General features: G+C 72.6%; 24 protein-coding genes and 1 pseudogene. 8 read left to right on the forward strand and 17 right to left on the reverse strand.

Features of this window, described 5'->3' with window-relative positions:
* Window positions 1-4: 4 nt before the first annotated feature.
* Genes rpsC through rpsJ form a run of 8 tightly spaced genes read right to left on the reverse strand, consistent with a single transcriptional unit; the run spans window position 5 to window position 4,364 of the window.
* Window positions 5-838, reverse strand: coding sequence for a 30S ribosomal protein S3 (gene rpsC / locus IH54_RS0134820; protein ID WP_031524797.1), 834 nt, complete (start codon window positions 836-838; stop codon window positions 5-7).
* Complete coding sequence (gene rplV, locus IH54_RS0134825; protein WP_031524799.1) at window positions 838-1,185, reverse strand: 50S ribosomal protein L22; 348 nt, start codon at window positions 1,183-1,185, stop codon at window positions 838-840. The genes rpsC and rplV overlap by 1 nt, the downstream gene beginning before the upstream one ends.
* A gap of 45 nt (window positions 1,186-1,230) precedes the next feature.
* Window positions 1,231-1,512, reverse strand: a complete 282-nt coding sequence (gene rpsS, locus IH54_RS0134830; protein WP_014178772.1) for a 30S ribosomal protein S19 — start codon at window positions 1,510-1,512, stop codon at window positions 1,231-1,233.
* A 12-nt stretch (window positions 1,513-1,524) separates the two neighbouring features.
* Window positions 1,525-2,361, reverse strand: coding sequence for a 50S ribosomal protein L2 (gene rplB / locus IH54_RS0134835; RefSeq protein ID WP_031524803.1), 837 nt, complete (start codon window positions 2,359-2,361; stop codon window positions 1,525-1,527).
* A 45-nt stretch (window positions 2,362-2,406) separates the two neighbouring features.
* On the reverse strand, window positions 2,407-2,733 hold the full coding sequence (gene rplW, locus IH54_RS0134840; RefSeq protein WP_031524805.1) for a 50S ribosomal protein L23: 327 nt from the start codon (window positions 2,731-2,733) through the stop codon (window positions 2,407-2,409).
* Window positions 2,733-3,392, reverse strand: a complete 660-nt coding sequence (gene rplD, locus IH54_RS0134845) for a 50S ribosomal protein L4 (protein WP_031524807.1) — start codon at window positions 3,390-3,392, stop codon at window positions 2,733-2,735. The genes rplW and rplD overlap by 1 nt, the downstream gene beginning before the upstream one ends.
* A gap of 4 nt (window positions 3,393-3,396) precedes the next feature.
* Window positions 3,397-4,041 (reverse strand): 50S ribosomal protein L3, encoded by a 645-nt coding sequence (gene rplC / locus IH54_RS0134850; RefSeq protein ID WP_031524809.1) that lies wholly within the window; start codon window positions 4,039-4,041, stop codon window positions 3,397-3,399.
* A gap of 14 nt (window positions 4,042-4,055) precedes the next feature.
* Entirely contained in the window at window positions 4,056-4,364 is a 309-nt protein-coding gene (rpsJ, locus tag IH54_RS0134855) for a 30S ribosomal protein S10 (RefSeq protein WP_014144312.1), read from the reverse strand.
* Window positions 4,365-4,861: 497 nt separating this feature from the next.
* Here rpsJ and cpt point away from each other — a divergent pair, with 497 nt between their 5' ends.
* Genes cpt through IH54_RS0134870 form a run of 3 tightly spaced genes read left to right on the forward strand, consistent with a single transcriptional unit; the run spans window position 4,862 to window position 6,256 of the window.
* Window positions 4,862-5,404: a chloramphenicol phosphotransferase CPT gene (gene cpt, locus IH54_RS0134860; protein WP_031524812.1), complete on the forward strand. Its 543-nt coding sequence runs from the start codon at window positions 4,862-4,864 to the stop codon at window positions 5,402-5,404.
* Between the two features lie 9 nt (window positions 5,405-5,413).
* Window positions 5,414-5,791: a hypothetical protein gene (locus IH54_RS0134865; RefSeq protein WP_031524814.1), complete on the forward strand. Its 378-nt coding sequence runs from the start codon at window positions 5,414-5,416 to the stop codon at window positions 5,789-5,791.
* A gap of 54 nt (window positions 5,792-5,845) precedes the next feature.
* Window positions 5,846-6,256 (forward strand): SRPBCC family protein, encoded by a 411-nt coding sequence (locus IH54_RS0134870; protein ID WP_031524816.1) that lies wholly within the window; start codon window positions 5,846-5,848, stop codon window positions 6,254-6,256.
* Window positions 6,257-6,336: 80 nt separating this feature from the next.
* On the opposite strand, the gene IH54_RS0134875 is transcribed toward IH54_RS0134870, so the two are convergent.
* Complete coding sequence (locus tag IH54_RS0134875; protein ID WP_031524818.1) at window positions 6,337-6,786, reverse strand: carboxymuconolactone decarboxylase family protein; 450 nt, start codon at window positions 6,784-6,786, stop codon at window positions 6,337-6,339.
* Window positions 6,787-6,869: 83 nt separating this feature from the next.
* Between IH54_RS0134875 and IH54_RS0134880 the strand changes: the two genes are divergently transcribed.
* On the forward strand, window positions 6,870-7,802 hold the full coding sequence (locus tag IH54_RS0134880; RefSeq protein ID WP_031524821.1) for a sigma-70 family RNA polymerase sigma factor: 933 nt from the start codon (window positions 6,870-6,872) through the stop codon (window positions 7,800-7,802).
* 168 nt (window positions 7,803-7,970) lie between these two features.
* Complete coding sequence (locus tag IH54_RS0134885) at window positions 7,971-8,834, forward strand: metallophosphoesterase family protein (protein WP_031524823.1); 864 nt, start codon at window positions 7,971-7,973, stop codon at window positions 8,832-8,834.
* Window positions 8,835-9,023: 189 nt separating this feature from the next.
* Here the strand turns inward: IH54_RS0134885 and IH54_RS0134890 are convergent, their stop codons facing one another.
* The 3 genes from IH54_RS0134890 to IH54_RS42150 all read right to left on the reverse strand — a co-directional run bounded on the left by IH54_RS0134890 (window position 9,024) and on the right by IH54_RS42150 (window position 13,537).
* On the reverse strand, window positions 9,024-9,713 hold the full coding sequence (locus tag IH54_RS0134890; RefSeq protein ID WP_043183179.1) for an HAD family hydrolase: 690 nt from the start codon (window positions 9,711-9,713) through the stop codon (window positions 9,024-9,026).
* A 155-nt stretch (window positions 9,714-9,868) separates the two neighbouring features.
* Window positions 9,869-10,141, reverse strand: coding sequence for a hypothetical protein (locus IH54_RS0134895; RefSeq protein ID WP_031524828.1), 273 nt, complete (start codon window positions 10,139-10,141; stop codon window positions 9,869-9,871).
* 168 nt (window positions 10,142-10,309) lie between these two features.
* Window positions 10,310-13,537, reverse strand: coding sequence for an NPCBM/NEW2 domain-containing protein (locus IH54_RS42150; RefSeq protein ID WP_052398201.1), 3,228 nt, complete (start codon window positions 13,535-13,537; stop codon window positions 10,310-10,312).
* 335 nt (window positions 13,538-13,872) lie between these two features.
* On the opposite strand from IH54_RS42150, the gene IH54_RS0134905 reads away from it, so the two are divergent.
* Window positions 13,873-14,433, forward strand: coding sequence for a GNAT family N-acetyltransferase (locus IH54_RS0134905; RefSeq protein WP_052398202.1), 561 nt, complete (start codon window positions 13,873-13,875; stop codon window positions 14,431-14,433).
* A gap of 55 nt (window positions 14,434-14,488) precedes the next feature.
* Here IH54_RS0134905 and IH54_RS0134910 read toward each other — a convergent pair whose 3' ends face one another.
* Genes IH54_RS0134910 through IH54_RS0134920 form a run of 3 tightly spaced genes read right to left on the reverse strand, consistent with a single transcriptional unit; the run spans window position 14,489 to window position 16,058 of the window.
* Window positions 14,489-14,872: a nuclear transport factor 2 family protein gene (locus tag IH54_RS0134910; RefSeq protein ID WP_031524834.1), complete on the reverse strand. Its 384-nt coding sequence runs from the start codon at window positions 14,870-14,872 to the stop codon at window positions 14,489-14,491.
* Complete coding sequence (locus tag IH54_RS40630; RefSeq protein ID WP_043183182.1) at window positions 14,869-15,189, reverse strand: DUF397 domain-containing protein; 321 nt, start codon at window positions 15,187-15,189, stop codon at window positions 14,869-14,871. The genes IH54_RS0134910 and IH54_RS40630 overlap by 4 nt, the downstream gene beginning before the upstream one ends.
* On the reverse strand, window positions 15,186-16,058 hold the full coding sequence (locus IH54_RS0134920; RefSeq protein ID WP_031524838.1) for a helix-turn-helix domain-containing protein: 873 nt from the start codon (window positions 16,056-16,058) through the stop codon (window positions 15,186-15,188). The genes IH54_RS40630 and IH54_RS0134920 overlap by 4 nt, the downstream gene beginning before the upstream one ends.
* A gap of 273 nt (window positions 16,059-16,331) precedes the next feature.
* Between IH54_RS0134920 and IH54_RS0134925 the strand changes: the two genes are divergently transcribed.
* Window positions 16,332-16,769, forward strand: coding sequence for an ATP-binding protein (locus tag IH54_RS0134925; RefSeq protein WP_052398203.1), 438 nt, complete (start codon window positions 16,332-16,334; stop codon window positions 16,767-16,769).
* Window positions 16,770-16,773: 4 nt separating this feature from the next.
* On the opposite strand, the gene IH54_RS0134930 is transcribed toward IH54_RS0134925, so the two are convergent.
* Window positions 16,774-17,250 (reverse strand): hypothetical protein, encoded by a 477-nt coding sequence (locus tag IH54_RS0134930; protein WP_159012243.1) that lies wholly within the window; start codon window positions 17,248-17,250, stop codon window positions 16,774-16,776.
* Window positions 17,251-17,364: 114 nt separating this feature from the next.
* Window positions 17,365-17,898, reverse strand: coding sequence for a hypothetical protein (locus tag IH54_RS0134935; RefSeq protein ID WP_159012245.1), 534 nt, complete (start codon window positions 17,896-17,898; stop codon window positions 17,365-17,367).
* 205 nt (window positions 17,899-18,103) lie between these two features.
* Here IH54_RS0134935 and IH54_RS0134945 point away from each other — a divergent pair.
* Window positions 18,104-19,231: pseudogene (locus IH54_RS0134945) on the forward strand (UDP-N-acetylglucosamine--N-acetylmuramyl-(pentapeptide) pyrophosphoryl-undecaprenol N-acetylglucosamine transferase); the annotation flags it as partial.
* Between the last annotated feature and the right edge of the window lie 429 nt (window positions 19,232-19,660).

Below are 19,660 nucleotides of genomic sequence, written 5' to 3' on the forward strand. Positions count from 1 at the left end.
TTACTCAGCCTTCCGTTCCGGGGGTCTCCGCCGCCGGAGCCTCAGCGACGGGAGCCTCGGCGGCCTTGGGGGCCGACTGGGCGCCTTCCGTCTGAGGACGACGGCCGCGGCCACCGCGCTCGCCACCGCGGCGCTGCGGACGCTCGTTGCCGCCACCGCGCGCCGGACGGTTGCCCGCCCGGGCGGCCGCGTTGTCGGCGCGGACCTCGGCGATGTTCTTGACGTCGCCCTTGTAGATCCAGACCTTCACACCGATGCGGCCGAAGGTGGTCTTGGCCTCGAAGAAGCCGTAGTCCACGTTCGCGCGCAGGGTGTGCAGCGGCACACGGCCCTCGCGGTAGAACTCGGACCGGGACATCTCGGCGCCGCCGAGACGGCCACCGCACTGGATCTTGATGCCCTTGGCGCCGGCCTTCAGCGTGCCCTGCATGCTCTTGCGCATGGCACGGCGGAAGGAGACGCGGGAGGACAGCTGCTCGGCGACGGCCTGGGCCACCAGCTGAGCGTCCATCTCCGGGTTCTTGACCTCGAGGATGTTCAGCTGGACCTGCTTGCCGGTCAGCTTCTCCAGGTCGCCGCGGATACGGTCGGCCTCCGCGCCGCGACGCCCGATGACGATGCCCGGGCGGGCGGTGTGGATGTCGACGCGGACGCGGTCGCGGGTGCGCTCGATCTCCACCTTGGAGATGCCGGCCCGCTCCATGCCCTGCGTCATCATCCGGCGGATGGCGACGTCTTCCTTGACGTAGTCCTTGTACAGCTTGTCGGCGTACCAGCGGGACTTGAAGTCCGTGGTCACACCGAGCCGGAACCCGTACGGGTTAACCTTCTGGCCCATTACCGGGAACCTTCCTTGCTGGCGACGACCACGGTGATGTGGCTGGTGCGCTTGCGGATCCGGTAGGCACGGCCCTGGGCGCGCGGCCGGAACCGCTTCAGGGTCGGACCCTCGTCGACATACGCCTCGCTGATGTACAGCGAGCCCGCGTCCGTGTGGTCGTAGTTGTGCGCGGCGTTGGCGATGGCGCTGTCCAGCACCTTGCCGACCGGCACGCTCGCGGCCTGCGGGGTGAATCGCAGGACCGCCTGAGCCTCCGTGGCATCCATGCCACGGATCAGGTCCACCACCCGGCGGGCCTTCATGGGCGTGACACGGATGTACCGTGCCTGGGCCCTGGCTTCCATGGTCGTCCCTTCAGTGTCTGTCTTCGTCGTCACGATTCAGCCCGCTCAGCGACGCCGCGACTTGCGGTCGTCCTTCTCGTGCCCGCGGAAGGTGCGGGTCGGGGCGAACTCGCCGAGCTTGTGGCCGACCATCGACTCGGTGACGAACACCGGGACGTGCTTGCGGCCGTCGTGCACCGCGATCGTGTGGCCCAGCATCGCCGGGACGATCATCGAGCGGCGGGACCAGGTCTTGATGACGTTCTTGGTGCCTGCTTCGTTCTGGACGTCCACCTTCTTGATCAGGTGGTCGTCGACGAAGGGCCCCTTCTTGAGACTGCGCGGCATCTAAACCCGCTCCTAGCGCTTCTTGTTCGTCTTGCGGCGGCGGACGATGTACTTGCTGCTCGCCTTCTTCGGCGAACGCGTACGTCCTTCCTTCTGACCCCACGGCGAGACCGGGTGGCGGCCACCGGAGGTCTTGCCCTCACCACCACCGTGCGGGTGGTCCACCGGGTTCATGGCGACACCGCGGACGGTCGGGCGGACGCCCTTCCAGCGCATACGGCCGGCCTTGCCCCAGTTGATGTTCGACTGCTCGGCGTTGCCGACCTCGCCGATCGTGGCGCGGCAGCGGACGTCGACCATCCGGACCTCGCCGGAGGGCATACGAAGGGTGGCCATGGTGCCCTCCTTCGCCAGCAGCTGGACCGAAGCGCCCGCGGAGCGGGAGATCTTCGCGCCGCCGCCCGGACGCAGCTCGATCGCGTGGATCGTGGTACCGACCGGGATGTTGCGCAGCGGCAGGTTGTTGCCGGGCTTGATGTCGGCGTTGGCGCCGTTCTCCACCCGGTCGCCCTGCTGGAGCTTCGCGGGGGCGAGGATGTAGCGCTTCTCGCCGTCCGCGTAGTGCAGCAGCGCGATGCGCGCGGTGCGGTTGGGGTCGTACTCGATGTGCGCGACCTTGGCGGGCACGCCGTCCTTGTCGTGCCGACGGAAGTCGATGACACGGTAGGCGCGCTTGTGGCCACCGCCCTGGTGGCGGACGGTCACACGACCGGCGTTGTTACGGCCGCCCTTGCTGTGCAGCGGGCGGACCAGCGACTTCTCCGGCGTGGACCGCGTGATCTCGACGAAGTCGGCGACGCTGGAGCCACGACGGCCCGGGGTCGTCGGCTTGTACTTGCGGATACCCATTTCTCAGTCCTCGGAATATTCCGGACTTCAATCGGCCGGTCCCCGTTAGGAGACCGGGCCGCCGAAGATGTCGATACGGTCGCCCTCGGCGAGGGTCACGATGGCGCGCTTGGTGTTGGCGCGCTTGCCGAAACCGGTGCGGGTGCGCTTGCGCTTGCCCTGCCGGTTGATCGTGTTGACCCCGGTGACCTTGACCTGGAAGACCGTCTCGACGGCCTGCTTGATCTGGGTCTTGTTCGCGCGCGGGTCGACGACGAACGTGTACTTGTTGTCGTCGAGCAGCGCGTAGCTCTTCTCGGAGACCACGGGCTTGATCAGCAGGTCACGGGGGTCCGTGAAGGTCTTGCTGGTGGTCACGGTCTGCTCGGCCATCAGGCGTCGCTCCCTTCCAGCTCGGCCTCGTCCGCGGCACCGGCACCGGTGAAGCGGTCGAACGCGCCCTTGGTGAAGACCACGTCGTCCGAGACGAGCACGTCGTACGTGTTCAGCTGGCCGGCCTCCAGGATGTGCACCTGGGGCAGGTTGCGGGCGGACAGCCAGGCGGCCTCGTCCGAGCGCTCGATGACCAGGAGCACGTTCTTGCGCTCGCTGATCTTGCCGAGCAGCGTCTTGGCGGCCTTGGTGGACGGCGCCTCGCCCTCGACCACGCCGGAGACGACGTGGATGCGGTTGTGCTGCGCCCGGTCGGTCAGGGCCCCGCGCAGCGCGGCCTTGATCATCTTCTTGGGCGTGCGCTGCGAGTAGTCGCGCGGCACGGGGCCGTGGACGACGCCACCGCCGGCGAACTGCGGCGCGCGGGTCGAGCCCTGACGGGCGCGGCCGGTGCCCTTCTGCCGGTACGGCTTCTTGCCACCACCGCGGACCTCGCCACGCGTCTTGACCTTGTGCGTGCCCTGACGGGCGGCGGCCAGCTGCGCGACGACGACCTGGTGGATCAGCGGGATGCTGATCTTGGCCTCGAAGATCTCGGCCGGGAGCTCTACGGTCCCGGCGGTGTCGCCGGAGGGCGACAGAATGTCAATGGTGCTCATATCCTCAGGCCCCCTTGGCCGCGGTGCGGACCAGGACGAGGCCGCCGTTCGGACCAGGAACCGCGCCCTTGATCAGGAGCAGGCCCTTCTCCGCGTCAACGGCGTGGACGGTCAGGTTCTGGGTGGTGACCCGCTCGTTGCCCATGCGGCCCGCCATGCGCAGGCCCTTGAACACGCGTCCGGGGGTGGCGCAGCCGCCGATGGAACCCGGGGAGCGGTGCTTGCGCTGCACACCGTGGCCGGCGCCGAGGCCCTTGAAGTTGTGGCGCTTCATGACACCGGCGAAGCCCTTGCCCTTGCTCTTGCCGGTCACGTCGACCTTGACGCCGGCCTCGAACACGGTGGCCGTGATCTCCTGGCCGAGCGTGTACTCGGCGGCGTCGGACGTGCGCAGCTCGACGAGGTGGCGGCGCGGGGTGACGTCCGCCTTGGCGAAGTGGCCCTTGAGCGGCTTGTTCACCTTGCGCGGGTCGATCTCGCCGAAGGCGATCTGTACCGACTCGTAGCCGTCGGTGTCATTGGTGCGGACCTGGGTCACGACGTTCGGACCGGCCTTGACGACGGTCACCGGGACGACACGGTTGTTCTCGTCCCAGACCTGGGTCATGCCGAGCTTCTCGCCCAGGATGCCCTTGATCTGCTTGGTCATCTTCTCCGCGCCTCTCAGAGCTTGATCTCGATGTCGACGCCGGCCGGCAGGTCCAGGCGCATCAACGAGTCAACGGTCTTGGGCGTCGGGTCGAGGATGTCGATCAGGCGCTTGTGCGTGCGCATCTCGAAGTGCTCGCGCGAGTCCTTGTACTTGTGCGGCGACTTGATGACGCAGTACACGTTCTTCTCAGTGGGCAGCGGCACCGGGCCCGCGACCTGCGCACCGGTACGGGTCACCGTCTCGACGATCTTCTTCGCCGAGGAGTCGATGACCTCGTGGTCGTAGGCCTTGAGCCGAATGCGGATCTTCTGTCCCGCCATGGCTACTCCGTAGTCCTTGTCTCTTCTCAGCTCCGGCATCCGCTTGCTCCGACCCACGCGGTCGGGCGTGTCGCGCCCCTCGCACATGGTTTTCCGCAAGCGGAATCCCTGATCAAGGGGTTTGCGTGGGAGAAGTCACCCACCGGATGCCTGGTCTGCTCCGCACTGACACTTCCCGGAAGATTCCCGTACGTCCGCCCCAGCGCTGCCACCTGGGCAGTTGGAGCGACGAGTACCGTGGGACTCGCTTCCGGTCCCCCCGACGGGAGGCGCGCAGCATCGGCGCTCGACCGAGCAACTTGAGTAGTCTGCCATACGCCCCACAAGGGGCGCCAATCGAGCCGGGTAGCTTACCCCTCGGTGACAGCTGCGCAAACGCGGGTGCGGACGCCACTGCGCGCGGTCCCGCGGAAATCCCGTCGCCGCCGCGCGGGGCGTCCCGTTAGGGTCGGCGGGTTCACCCGCACCCGTTCGCGCGTTCCCGGAGGAAACGGACCATGCCCCAGGTCATCGTGCTCAACGGCGGGTCCAGCTCGGGAAAGTCCAGTATCGCCCGGTGCCTCCAGGAGATCCTGCCCGAGGCGTGGCTCGGTGTGAGTGTCGACACGTTCGTGGACGCGCTGCCGCCGCGGCTCCGGGAGGGCGGTGAGGGTCTGCTGATCGGCCCGGACGGCGAGGTGACCACCGGGCCCGCCTTCGACGAGCTGGACGCGGCCTGGCTCGCCGGGATCGCCGCGATGGCCCGGGCCGGCGCGCACGTCGTCGTCGACGACGTCTTCCTCGGCGGCCCCCACTCCCGGGCCCGCTGGTCCCGCGCCCTGACCGGCCTCGACGTCCTGTGGGTCGGCGTCCGCTGCACCCCCGGGGCTGCCACCGCCCGCGAGACCGCCCGCGGCGACCGCACCCCCGGCATGGCGGCGAAGCAGGCGGCCGTCGTCCACGAGGGCGTGCCGTACGACCTGGAGGTCGACACGACGTCCACCTCCGCTGCCGACTGCGCCCGCGTCATCGCGGAGTACGCGGCCGGGCACGGAGCGTAAGGAGAAGGCATGTCACGCAGGAGCGGCAAGGCCCGCCGCCTGCTGGTCGGCGAGGCTGCGTACCGCTGGTCGGTACGGCACCGGCACCACGTCCCTGACGCGGGCGGCTACGACGACTGCACGGAGGTCGTCACGCTGCGCCGCGACGGCGCCCGCGGCGCGGTGCGCGTCAGCTTCGCGGGCGGCCCCGGCCACTACGTCCCGGACGGCATCCTGCACTCCGGCGCCGTCGGCACGGACGAGGGCTTCCTCAACCTCCACGAGCCCGGCACCGCCCGCGCCCTCCTCGACGAGGCGCTGTCCCGCGGCTGGGACCCCGACGTCCCGTCCCCGCTGCTCCTCGACGGCTGGGCCCTCTTCACCGCCGTCCGCGCCCGCACGGCGTGAGGGCGGCCGTTTCGTTCAAGCCGCGCGCGGGCGGGCCGCACTAGCGTCGGCGGGATGAACAGCCCTTCGCACGAGTCCCGCCACGTCGCCGTCCGCATCGCCCGCCCCGCCGCGGAGGTCTACGCGTACGCCGCCGACCCCGCCCACCTCCCCGCCTGGGCGCACGGCCTCAGCGGCGCGATCCGCCACGAGGGCGGGGTCTGGGTCGCCGACTCCCCCATGGGTCGGGTGACCGTCGCCTTCGCCCCGCCCAACCCCTTCGGCGTCCTCGACCACGACGTGACCCTCCCCTCCGGCGAGACCGTCCACAACCCCGTCCGCGTCCTCCCCGACGGCGACTCCGCCAGCGAGGTCGTCTTCACCCTCCGCCGCCTCCCCGGCGTGACGCGGGCCGACTTCGAGCACGACGCCGCCATCGTCACGGCGGACCTGGAGCGGCTGCGGGGGGTGCTGGAGGCGAACTGAGGGGCGGGCGGGCGGAGTTGGCGGAACGCGGGCACGTCGGCGCACGGCCGGACGCGCGTCCCGGTCCGGCCGGGGGCCGCTCACCAGGTGGTGCCGGCCTGGGTGCCGTTCACGCGGTTGAGGCGGTTGAAGAAGTTGGTCAGGGCTGTCTCCAGGATGATCGCGGCGAGCTGGGACTCGGTGAAGTGGGACGCGGCCGCGGTGCGGATCTCCGGGGTGACGGCGGGGGCGCCGTCCTGGAGCCGGGTGGCGGCCTCGGCGAGGGTGAGGGCGGCGCGCTCGGCGGTGCTGAAGAAGGGGGTCTCCCGCCAGGCCGCCACGGCGTGCAGCCGCTCCTCGGACTCGCCGTGCTTCTTCGCCGCCGCGACACCCGCGTGGACGCAGGGGCTGCACCCGTTGATCTGGCTGACCCGCACGTGGACGAGAGCGAGCAGCCGCGGGTCGGCGCCGCCGTCCTGGACGGCCTTCGTGAGGTGCCGGATTCCGGTGATCACGTCGGGGTGGGGGACGCCGGTGGCGCGTGCTTCCATCGGTTCTGCTCCTTTGCCGGTTACCCGTGCCCGGCCGGGCACGTCATCCCCCATGACGGAGCGGTTCCGAGGGAGGTAACGGCATGCCCGGCAGCAGCACCGCCGACACGTTGGCCGAGGTGTTCGAGGGGCAGCGCGCGCGGCTGCACGCCGTCGCCCACCGCATGCTCGGCTCGCACGCCGACGCCGAGGACGTCGTCCAGGAGGCGTGGCTGCGGCTGTCCCGGCAGGACGCACCGGCGATCGGCAACCTCCCCGGCTGGCTCACCACCGTCGTCGGCCGGATCAGCCTCGACGTGCTGCGCACCCGCCGCTCCCGCCCGCAGGCGTCGTACGACGACGGGTGGCCCGAGCTGGCGGTGCGCGCCGACGACGGGGCCGGGCCCGAGGACGGCGCGGCGCTCGCCGACGCGCTCGGCGCGGGGCTGCTGGTCGTCCTGGCGTCGCTGCGGCCGGACGAGCGGCTGGCGTTCGTGCTGCACGACCTCTTCGCGGTGCCCTTCGCCGAGATCGCCCGCATCCTGGGGCGTTCCGCCGCCGCGGCCAAGATGCTCGGCAGCCGCGCCCGCGCGAAGGTCCAGGCCGCGCAGCCCCCGGCGGCGGCCGCCGGCCCCGGGCAGCGGCAGGTGGTCGACGCCTTCCTCGCCGCATCCCGCGACGGCGACTTCGCGGGCCTGCTGCGCGTCCTGGACCCGCAGGTGCGGCTGACCGTCGACACGGCCGACGGCCAGGTCGTCGCCCTGGGCGCGACCCGCGTGGCGAGCGGTGCCCGCACGGGGGCGGATGCCGCGGGGCGGGGACGGGCGGTGCAGGTGCTGGTGCGGGTGCCCGTGGCGGGCGGAGTGCCGGACGGGACCGCCGGACCGGTGTGGCTCCCGGGCTTCCTGGCGTGGCGCCCGGACGGCTCACCGCTGACGCTCGCGGCCTTCGCCGTGGCCGACGGCCGGATCACCGCGATCCGGATGGTGACCGACCCCGCGCTGCTGGCGTCGCTGGAACTGCCCGCCCCCGTGTGAGCGGGCCGGTGCGCCGCCCCGGCGGGCTGCGCGCGGAGCACTCACCGGACGGGCGAAGCCCCCGGCCCCGGCGGGCCGGATCGCCCGCATGGTCCCGCATTCCCGGCGCGGGCAGTCCGGCGCGTATTCCCCTCGCCGGTCGCGGCCCCGGGTGGCTACGGTCGGGCGATGCGGATACTCCATCTCTCGGACACCCACCTGGACCGGCACGCCGCCCCCGACGCCGACGGTGCCGACGGGACGGCCGCGCTGCGGCTGCTGCTCGCCGAGCTGGGGCACCTCGACGGGATCGGCGCGGTCGTCGTCACCGGGGACGTCGCGGACGACGGCTCGCGGGAGGCGTACGGGCGTACGCACGAGCTGCTCAGCGCGTACGCGGGCCCGCGCGGGGCCCGCGTCCTCTACGCGACCGGCAACCACGACGACCGCGCCGCCTTCGCCGACGTGCTCGGCAGCGGGCACGCCGAGCCCGACGCGGTGTACGACGGCCCGGCGGGCGAGCGCGCCGCGGCCAGCACGGTGCAGGGGTACCGGCTGGTCACCCTCGACTCGCTCGTCCCCGGCAAGGGCTACGGCCACCTGTCCGCGGGCCAGCTCGACTGGCTGCGCGGCCTGCTGGCCGCGCCCGCGCCGCACGGCACGGTGCTGGCCTTCCACCACCCGCCCCTGGCGCTGCCCTCCGTCGAGGTCCAGCGCGTCTTCGGGCTGCGCAACGCCGCGGAGCTGGCCACCGCGATCGACGGCACGGACGTCGGCCTCGTCCTGTGCGGCCACTTCCATCTCCAGCTCACGGGCCGCCTCGGGCAGGCGACCGTCTGGGTCACGCCCGGCGTCGTGACGCGCATCGACCTGACCGCGCCGCCCGGCACCGAGCGCGCCGTCCACGGCCCGTCCGCGACCCTCGTCGACCTCGCGGCCCCGTACGGCCCTCTCCTGCACACCCTGCACGCGCGCGACCCGCGCATGGGCGCGACCGTCTACGAGGCCGACGCCCCCGAGATGAGCGAGGTCATCGCCCGCCTCGGGCTGTGACGCGGCGGGGCCGCAGCCGTACACAGCCGCCCGCGGCCCGCACGACCAAAGCGACCGGCACCGCGACCGGAGGTCATCGCCCGCCTCCGGCCATGACACCAGCACGACCGGCACCGCGCCGGAATGCGGCGAGCACACTCAGCGCCGCCCGCCCGCAGCGCCTCGGCCCGCCCGGCGTGAGGTTCGGGCTCAGCCGGTGGCGGCGGCGACCACTTCCGAGAGGGAGCCGAAGCAGGGGCCCGGCCAGTCGTCCTCGCGGGCGTGGGCGTCGTTGGCCGCCCAGTCGTCGGCGCGCAGCATCACCGCCGTCATGCCCTGCGCCGCCGCGCCGGTCAGCTCGCTGCCGCCGCCGTCGCCGACGTAGAGGCAGGAGGCGGGGTCGGTGTCCAGGGCCGCCGCTATCCGCCGGAAGAGCTGCGGGGCGGGCTTGCGGTGGCCCTCGCTGCAGGACAGGACGGCCGCGTCCACGAGCCCTGCGAGCGGCAACTCCTTCCAGCTCACGGCGAGTTCGACCGTGCAGTCACTCAGGACGCCGATCCGTACGCCCGCGCCGCGCAGGCGCTCCAGCGTCGGGACGGCGTCCTCGCGCAGCACCAGCAGCTCCCGCTGGCAGGCGAGCCTGACCGCGGCGGCCGCCGCGACCGCGTCCTCGCCGGGTTCGACCCCGCAGCGCCGGGCGAGCGTACGGATCGTCTCCGGCAGGTCACCCAGCGCGCCGACGGCCCGCTCCGGGAAGGAGGCGTTCAGCGCCTCCCGCCACTGCCCCGCGGGAATCCCCAGCGGGACCGCTCCCAGCGCCGCGTGTCCGTCCCAGACCGCGGTGGGCGTGCTCGGGGTGAGGGTGCCGTAGAAATCGAAGATCACGGTGGGAAAGGCCATGCCGGGACGCTACCGGGTGCGCGGACCGCTCGGCCTTCGCGTCACAGCGGTGCCGCCCGCGGGGCCGCAGCGCGTACGCGGGTGGCCCCGGATCGGCCCCCACGCCCGCCGGGCGGCCGTGCGCCGGTGGGGCCGGCCGCCGTACCGGCCCCGCGTCAGTGGCGCGACCTGCGCCATGCCACTGCGCCGCGCACCACACTGATCACGAAGAGCAGCAGCGCGACCCCGGCGAGTATCTCCAGGAACCACTTGTGGTCGGTGATGGAGTCCGACGCCCACCACGCCAGCAGGGCGGACGTGATCAGGTAGAGGGGCGCCATGATCAGCGCCATGCGCACCCGGGGGTCGCGGGCGCGGGGGCGGGCGTGGGCCGGGCCGCCCTTGGTCCGCTCGGTGTCCTCCGCCGGGGGCTTGTACATCGTGGTCACGGCAGCCTCCTTCGCTCCTGGCTTCGGACAAAACGTGACCAAAGCCATGACCCTCGGCTTACCGGCAGGCGGCGTCGCAAACCGCGGCCATGAACCGGTGCGAGGTGGGAGGGGCCGGCCCCGGCGCACACGGGTGCGCCGGGGCCGGCCGTGGAGGTGCGGGCGGGATCAGCTCGCGCAGGTCAGCCGCGGCTCCGCCCAGTCCGCGTGGTCGTGGGCGTTGCCGTCACCGCCGTCGTCGGCGACCAGGTCGAGCTGCTGGACGCCGGTCACGTCGGCGTCCAGCGCGACGCCCGGCGTGTCGCCGGTGACCACCGGCGTGCCGGCGATCGTCTTCCCGTCGGCGACCAGGTGGAAGCCCACGGAGCCGTAGGGCGCGACCTCGTCGTCGATGCCGACCGTGGCGGTGAACCGGGTGCAGTTGCCGCCGAGGAAGAACGCCACGTCACTGCCCGCGTGGACGCCGATCCCCTTGGTGTAGGCCGTACCGCGCAGCGTGATCGGGCCGCCGTCGCCCGCCGCCTGCTCGCCGTTGGACAGGTCGCGTTCGACCGGCCCCCAGCCGTTGGTGGCGGAGACGAACGACAGGTCGCTGAGGTACGGGGTACCGGTGGGCGCCGGGATCGGCACGGTGGTGGCCGCCGAGCCGTACGTCCAGTGCCGCACGCCGCCGCGCGCGTAGCGGCCGAGCGGCGAGAACGCCGCGGACACCGGGGAGTCCGCGGCGGTCGGCGCGGTGACGGTCCAGGTGACACTGACCGTCCGGCCCGCGGGGACCTCGGGGAAGACCGTCGGCCCGGCGGGCGTCGCGGTCCAGCCCGCGGGCGCGCCCGGCGTCAGCTCCAGGTCCGTGACGGCGGGCGCGGAGGCCGGGTTGGTGAACGTGACCCGCTCGGTGGCGGTCGCCCCCCGCTCGATCCGCTCCGGCAGCGTCGCCGTCACGGTCGCGGGCGCCGCGGTGTGGGCGTGCACGGGCGTGATCCGCAGGTTGTCGAACTCGTCGGTCAGGTAGCCGACGACGCCGATCCCGACCTGCCCGGCCGCGTACGAGGCGTCGTCCACGGCCCCCACCCGGCTGCCGTCGACGAGCGCGGTGATCGTGGTGCCGTCGAAGCCGAGGCCGAGGGTGTGCCAGCTGTGGACGCCCAGCGCCTTCGCGGTGCCCTCGGCGAGGGTGGTGAGTCCGCCCGTGGTGCTGCTCTTCACGATCGACCAGCGCCCGCTGTCGGCCACCCGCAGGAAGTACCCGGCCTGGTGGGACTGCGGCCGCTGCTGCTGACCCGCCCGGCCCAGCAGTTCGACGGTGCCCGCCTGCTCCATGTACACGTCCGACGTGACGGTGTAGTCCGTCCAGGAGGTGTCCCCGAGCAGCGCGAAGGCATCGCTGTCGTCCTGCCACTCGATGGGCTGCTGCGCGGCCATCTGCCGTACGCACCCGCCCGCCCGGCCGCCGTCGCAGCGCGCCGTCTCGAACGAGCCCTGCATGTCGGACAGGTACCGGGCCTCCTGGTTGGGGGTGGCCCGGTCGAAGGAGTCGGTGTAGGGCAGCGCCAGGTCGGCCGGGCGCGGGCTGGCGGCCGTGCCCTTGCCCTGGCCGGTGGTGGTCGTCAGCGAGTAGACGTACCCGGGCTCGAAGGTGAAGGAGTAGTGCCCGTCCTGCGGGGTGAGGTCCGCGGTGTGCGCGAACTGCTGTGCGGGATCGGTCGATTGGAGACTCGTCGCCCACACGTGGACCGTTCCGGTCGGCAGCCCGCCGGAGAGCGTGAAGTGCGCGGTCTGCGGGGCGTTCGCCGTCGAGGTCTCGACGATCGTGCTGTACGCGGACGCGTCCGGCGACCGCAGGGTGACGAAGCTGCCGTTCGCCCGGTCGCCTGCGAGGTAGCCGCTTGCCGCGTCGACGAACGACCAGCCCGGCTCGGTGACCTGGGTGACCTGCGCCGTCGCCCACAGGCTCGTGCCCAGGCTGTACGCGCCGGACCACGGCTGCGACGCCACCGCGAGGCCCACCGTGTCGTACGGCAGGTTCGGGTAGACCGCGGCGAGCAGCGGCCAGTTGAGGTAGGAGGTGAACTTGCCGTCGATGTAGCCGCGGGTGATGGAGCGGATCAGCGGGCCGGAGCCCGCGTCGTCGTCCTGGGAACCGTTCTCGCTGGCCCACAGCGGCTTGCCGGTCGCCTTGGCGTTCGCGGAGCTGTCGCAGGTGGTGGCGCTGCCGCCGTCGCCGCCCTCGCACGGGTAGTGCGCGCCCACGATGTCGACGGCCTTGTCGAAGGCGGGGTCCTTGAGCATCTCGTCGGCCACGTCGAGACCCGAGTCGGCGCCGACCACCTGGATCGGCAGGTGCGCGGCGGCGAGTGCCGCGTGGAGCTTCTCGTACCAGGCGGTGTCGTAGCCGCGCTCGTTCCAGCCGCCGAGGTAGTCCATGGCCAGTCCGTGCTGCTTGGCGCAGCCGAGCCAGGTCGTCAGGTAGTCGATCATGTCCTGGGACCAGAAGTTCCCGCCGCCGGTGGTGCCGGAGGTGTTGCCGATCCAGCCGGGCGCGCCCCAGGCCAGGGCGTAGAGCTTGATGTCCGGGTTGCGCTTCCTGGCCTGCTCCATGAGCCACCACTCGTAGCCGCTGGTGCAGTTCACCGCGCCCTTGGTGTGCTCGATGCTGGGCTCGGAGCCGTCGGTGGAGTTGGTGTCGCCGCCGATCTCGACCTTGAGCATCTGGAGGGACGCGCCGTAGCCGGGCGTGAAGAGGTAGTCCAGGATGCGGCTGCGCTGCGGCTCGGGGTAGTCGATGAGCAGCCGCGAGTTGCCGCCGCCGCCGCTGATCGCGCCGATGCCGTCGAAGGTGCGGCCTGTGCCGGTGCCGTCGAGCGGGATGTCGGTCTCGCCGGGCGGCGGCGCCTGGCCGTCGAACTCGGCCCGGTCCACGACCACGGCGGTCCCGGTGGCCGCGGGGTTCTTGCGGCCGGTCCAGGCGACGGTGAACGTGTGGGGGCCGTCGGCGAGTTCAGGGCTCGTCCACAGGGCGGCGTCGCCGGTGCGGGAGGCGCTGTAGAAGTCCACGTCGACCGGCGTGCCGCCGTCCACGGACACCGCGCCGATGCCGTGGCCGGGGTCGGTCACCCCGTGGAAGGTCAGCCGGGTGCCGGTGAACCGGAAGCTCACGGTGTCGCCGGTGTGGTCGGTCCAGCTGTTCGTCCCCTGGTACGGGTCGGCCGGGGCGCCCTCCCCGGAGGCGTGGCCCCAGCCGGACCCCTGGTAGTCGAACTGGTCCTGGCCGGTGCCCTGGACCGAGTCGTCGACGGAGACGCTGCTGTTCGCCGCTGCGGCGGGTGCGGCGGGGGCGGGCGTGGCGCTGACGGCCGCGGTCCCGGAGAGCAGCAGGGCGGTCGCGCCGAGGGCCACACCGGCCGACCGGCGCAGGCGGGACAGGCGACGACGGGCAGAGGGGGGCGGGGGTGACGGCTGCGGTGGCACGGATCTGGCTGGCATGAGGGCTCCCAAGAGGCGGAGGCGGAGGGATCGACTCCGCACGCGGGCGCCCAAAGATCTACATCATGCAACGTGATCGGACAATGGATCGGACATAATTCAACACGCCGGGGGCGGCGGGCGCTTGGGGTGGGCCGGAAGCCGGGGGTGGAGGGGCGGACCCGGCCTGGGGGCGGAACGGGGCTGGGCCTGCTTGCGTGTGCGTTCCCGGGCGGGGCGGTCGGCCGGTGGGCCGGTACGGTGCCGGGATGATGACCGCCGTGACCGTACGGGCCCTGTCCGAGGCCGACCTCCCCGCCGTGTCCGCGATACGGGTGACCGGGTGGCAGACGGCCTACGCCGGGATACTGCCCCGGTCCTACCTCGACGCCATGACGGTGGAGGCCGATCTCCCGCGCCGCAGGGCACGTTTCGCGAAAGGGGCGCCGCCCCGCACGGCCGAGTTCGTCGCCGTCGACCGCGACGGCCGGGTGGCGGGCTGGACATGCCTCGGCCCCTACCGCAGCGACGTCTACAGCGAGGGCGGTGCGGGCGGTGAGGTGCCCGCGACCGCCGGTGAGCTGTACGCGCTGTACGTGCGGCCCGCGCTCATCGGCTCCGGCGTCGGCCTGGCACTCGTCGGCGCCGCGCACTCCCGGGCGCGCGAGGAGGGGTTCGGCGAGCTGCTGCTGTGGGTCCTCGCGGACAACGCCCGCGCCCGCCGCTTCTACGAGCGCGCGGGCTACGCGTCGGACGGCGCCGTCCAGGCCGAGGCCTACGACGGCGTCCCCGTCCCCGAGGTCCGCTACCGGCGCTCCCTCGGCGGCTGACGCCGCCGTCCTGCGAGGGGGTTGCCACCCCGCCGGACCGCCGACCGCGCGCCGCTCAGCCGGACGTACGGCGGTAGGTCCACATCTCGGCCATCCGGCCGCCCCGCAGCCGGACCAGCCAGACGAGGTGGCTGTCGACGACCCCCGGGCGGCTCGCGTCGCCCACCCCGCCGACCACGGAGAGGAGTTCGTCCCCGCTGCCGAGGACCGTCTCGACGTGGAAGCGGAGTCCCGGGCGGGCGGTGCGGATGCGCGTCACCGCGCTCTGCACGTCGGCGACGCCCGCCAGGTCGGGGTGCGCGTGGTCGGTCCAGTCAGGGCACAGGACGTCCGGGGCGATGGAGATGTCGCCCGAGTTCCACATCTCGAAGTACCGCCGCACGGTGGCGTGGGCGGGGCCGACCGCCGCCCCGGCCTCCTCCGCCGCCGCCCCCGTCACACCTCGTACGACGCCGCGTACGCCAGGAACGCCGCCCACGCGTGGGGCGTGACGCTGAGGCGGGGCCCGTCGGGGTCCTTGGAGTCCCGGACGAGGATCTCCTCGTCGCTCGCCTTCACTTCCACGCACTCGGGCCCGTCGTTGGTGCTGTGGCTGCTCTTGGTCCAGCCGACCTCGACGCAGGCAGGGCCGTCGTTGCTGCTGTAGCTGCTCTTGACCCAGGCCACTTCAACGCAGTCGTTGTTGTTACCAGCGCTGTAGCTGCTCTTGCTCCACCTCAGCGCTGAGCCGACTCCGGTAGAGGGCTTGAGGGTCATGTCTCTCCCCGCACTTTCTCGATGAAGGCCAGCGACTCACGAGGCGTGAGAGCCTGCGATCGGATCATGCCATACCTCATGTCGAGGATCTGGACCTCTTTCGGAAGCGAGATCAGTCGGCTCGTCAGCTGAGCCTCGGAGTAGCCGACTGTTGCCCCGTCGCTGAGCTTCAGCAGGTTGATCTCGCCGCCCATTCCAGCGTGATCCTCGCGATCCGTTGGCATCACCTGAAGCGAGACATGCCTCAACTGGCCCACTTCGAGGAGGTGGTCCAGCTCGCCCCGCAACACGGACTTGCCGCCGAGAGGGCGTCGCAGAGTGACCTCCTCCAGGACGAACGACAGGAGCGGGAACGGTCGCCGGTCGAAGATTGACTTTCTCGCCATGCGGGCCTCGACGAGCCGATCCACCTCGTCAGGCGTGTACGAGGGGCGACGCATCTCGAACAGGGCACGGGCATACGCCTCGCTTTGAAGGAGGCCCGGCACAACCGTGCTGCCGTACGCCCCCAACTCGACCGCATCAGCCTCAAGCTTGGCCAGGTCACGTACCTTCTTCGGGTACCGGACCTCCGCAAGGTCCGGCTTCATCGCGGAGATCTTGCCTTCCGCCTTCAGGACCCGGTCCGCGCTGTCCAGGTACACGGGCTTCGGGGCCCGCACGCCCCGTTCGACCTTCGAGACCATCTCCTCGCTGTAGCCGATCGTGGCGCCGAAATCCGTCTGCGTGAGACCCGTCGACTCGCGCCACAGCTTGATCTGGCGGCCGATCGCGCGCATGACCGCTGTCGATTCGTCCTCGGCGCCGGAGTCCCAGTCAGGGGTGTCGGAGCCGTCCGTCGTGTAGTTGGGGCCTGAGCCTGGTGCCATCGTGACCACCGCCGTTAGCGTCGATTCGTACTGCGCACGCTAAGCGCCCACACCTTCGCGTGTCCGGAAAACTGACTGAAAGTCACCTGTCCGGGAGGAGCCTCCGGAGCGCAGGGGGCGCACACGGACCCGTACAACCCGTACAAGCGGGCGCCGGGCGCGGGGCCGACCCGTACAAGACACGCCCACACCCGGACAGCCACCCGCACAGCCCGCACCCTGGCGGTCGAACGTGCTGGTCAGCGGGTAGGCGGGAGCGCCACTCTCGGAGGCGTGACGAATGACACTCCTCCCGAAGAAGTGGACGCGCCCGCGCGGCGGTTCAGCGTCCAGTTGCCCTCCACCCGGCGCGGAGCGCACCGCGCGCGTCTGCTCGCGACGGCGAAGCTCGACCGGTGGGGGCTGCCTCCGGACCCGGCGGCGCACGTAGTAGCGGAGCTCGCGGCGAACGCGGCGGTGCACGGCCGGGTCCCCGGGAGGGACTTCCGGCTGACGCTCGACGCGGACGGCAGTCCGGGGACGCTGAGGATCGAGGTGACGGACGCGCGGGCAGAGCGGTTGCCCGCGATCGCGCGGGACGCGGGTGGGGCGGAGTCGGAGTCCGGCCGGGGGCTGCTGCTCGTGACGGTGCTGGCCGCGCGGTGGGGGGTGACGTCGGGGCCGTTCCCGACGAAGACGGTGTGGGCCGAGGTGGACCTCGACAAGGGGTGAGGCTTCAGACGTGGGAGACCTTCGTGCAGGTGAAGGTCGCCGTGACGGTCACCGACGACCGGTTGCTGACGTCGGTGATGTCGCTGAGCTTCGCGCCCGTGACGGTCACGGTCCAGACGTCGCCGTTCTCCCGCGCCGAAAGGCCCGCCGTGGAGTCGAGGTTGTCGAACTCCTGCTTGTCCGCGGTGATGAGGGAGATGCCGCCGCCGCGCGTGGTGGCGGAGAAGGAGGGGGCGGTGGAGCCGTCGCGGTCGCTCGGTGCGAGGACCGCGGCGAACTTGCCGTCCTGGAGGATGCAGCCGACGTCCGTGGTGATGTCGAAGCCGCCGGTAGCGGAACCGGCGTAGGAGACATGGCCGTTGGGGCCGTGCACCTTCTCGGCGGTGCTGTCGTGACCGCTGGACGAGGAGCAGCCGGTGAGCGCCGCCGCTGCGGCGAGGGGCAGCGCGAGGCTCGTCAACGTCGTCCGTGCGTGCGGCACTTGGTCCCCCTCGATACGTGGTCGGCGGGACGCACCGTACACGGCGGCAAGGGCGTCCCGCGGGCGTACCGCCGGTGCACCGGCGCAGGGGGCGGGCCGCCCGTGCGGGCGGGGCTATGTGCCGGAGACCTTCGTGCAGGTGAGGGTGCCGTTGACGGTGACGGAGCCGCCGGAGGTGTCGACGGCGCCGAGTTCGGTGCCGGAGAGCTTGACGGTGTAGGTGCCGTTCTGCTCGGCGGCGGAGATGCCGTCCGCGCCGAGCTTGACGAAGGTCTTCTTGTCGGCGGTGACGAGGGTCGCCATGGCCTGGTCACCGATGGTGGCGACGAACGACGGCGTCGTGGACTCGCCGCTGTCGGGCGCGGGCGCGGTGACGGCGACGACCTTGCCGCCCGCGGTCGCGCAGGACACGCTCATGGTGACGTCGAAGCCGCCGGTGACGGAGCCGGTGTAGTCGAGGCGGCCGTGGGTGCCGCCGTCGGAGGTGGCACCGGTCGTCGCGGCGGGTGCGCTCGACGCGGGGGCGGTGGACGTCGGCTTGCCGTCGTCGTTCTTGTCCTTGTCCTTCGACGACGAGCAGGCGCTCAGCGCGGCGACCGCGGTCACCGGCAGCAGTGCGGCTGCCAACGCCTTTGAGATACGCGGCACTTGTCCCCCTTGGTCCGTCACACAAGTCGCGTGCAGCGGAAGGCTACCGAAGCCCTTCGCCGTCCCGCTCGAACGTGCGCCCGGCCTGCGGTTAGTGTGACCAGCACCACCGGGGCGCGGGCCCCGCCAGAAGGGGAGCCACCTCGTGCACAGTGACCCTGACCTCGTCGCGCCGCGTCCGGCGGACACCCGGCCCTTCCGCCTCATCGTCACCGGTGGCGGAACCGGCGGGCACACGTATCCCGCGCTCACCGCGATACGCACGCTGCGGGCCCGACTCGCGGACGACGGGCGGGCGTTGGAGGTGCTGTGGGTCGGCACCAGGGACAGCCTGGAGGAGCGGGTCGCGACCGGCGAGGCGATACCCTTCCGGGCGGTCGCGACCGGCAAGGTGCGCCGCTCGGCGAATCCCCTGATGCTCTTCTCGCTCGCGAACCTGCGGGACATGGGGCGCGTGCCGCTCGGCGTGCTCCAGGCGCGGCGCGTGGTCGCCGACTTCCGGCCGGACGTGGTCCTCGCGACGGGCGGTTACGTGGCGGTGCCGCTGGGGCTCGCGGCGAAGGCGAACCGGCGGCCGCTGGTGGTGCACGAGCAGACCGTGCGGCTCGGCCTCGCGAACCGGCTGCTGGCGCGGGTGGCGACGGCTTTCGCGGTGTCGTCGGAGTCGACGCTGCCGCTGCTGCCGAGGCGGGCGCGGGCGGCGGCGGCCGTGACCGGCAACCCGGTGCGGCCCGAAGTCCTCGCCGGGCGCGCCGACAAGGCCGTGGAGTCGCTCGGGCTCGGCGGCTTCGACCGCTCGCTGCCGACCGTGTACGTGACGGGCGGCGCGCAGGGCTCGCAGCAGATCAACGACGTGATCGTGACCGTCCTGCCGTGGCTGCTGGCGCAGGCGAACGTCATCCACCAGTGCGGGCCGGGCAACTTCGCGTCGCTGCGGTCCACCGCGGCGCTGCTGCCCCGGGAGTTGGCGGGGCGATATCTGCTGACGCCTTACGTGAGCGCGGAGTTGCCGGACGTGCTGGCGCTCGCGGACGTGGTGATCTCGCGCAGCGGCGCGGGCACGCTCGCCGAACTCACCGCGCTGGGCAAGCCGTCGGTGCTGGTGCCGCTGGCCTCGTCGGCGGGCAACGAGCAGGTCCACAACGCCCAGCACCTCGCGGAAGCGGGCGCGGCGGTGGCCCTCGTCCACACCGTGACCCCGGACACGCTCTCGTCGGCGGTGGCCCCGCTGCTGGCCGACCCCGCCCGCCGGGCGGCGATGGCGGAGGCGGCGAGGGCGCACGGCCGCCCGGACGCGGCGGAGCGCTTGGTGGACACGGTGCTGGGCGCGGCGCTGCCGGTGTCTGCTGCGGAGGAGCCGGTGGCTGCGGCGCTGCCGGTGGCGAATGCGGAGAGGCCGCTGCCGGCGGCGGAAGAGCCAGTGGCTGCGCCGCTGCCGGTGGCGAACGCGGAGGAGCCGCTGCCGGTGGCGGAAGAGCCGGTGGCTGCGCCGCTGCCCGTGGCCGAGGAGCCGGTGGTACCCGTACCGAGCCCGGTGCAGGCCCCGCCGGTCGCGGCGGCGGAGGAGCCGAGCCCGGCCGAGGCCGCGAAGGAGCCGAGCCCGGAAGCGCCGAGCCCCGCCGCGGAGGAGCCCGCGCCCGAGCCGCCCGCCGAGCCCGCGACGCCCCCGCTGCCCCCGGCTGAGCCCGCCGCCCCGCCCGTCCCGGCCGCCCCGCCGCTGCCCCCGACCCCGCCGCGGCCCCCGGCCCCCGCCGCCCCGCCC

The organism is Streptomyces sp. NRRL F-5123 (assembly GCF_000721495.1).
Classification (GTDB): domain Bacteria; phylum Actinomycetota; class Actinomycetes; order Streptomycetales; family Streptomycetaceae; genus Actinacidiphila.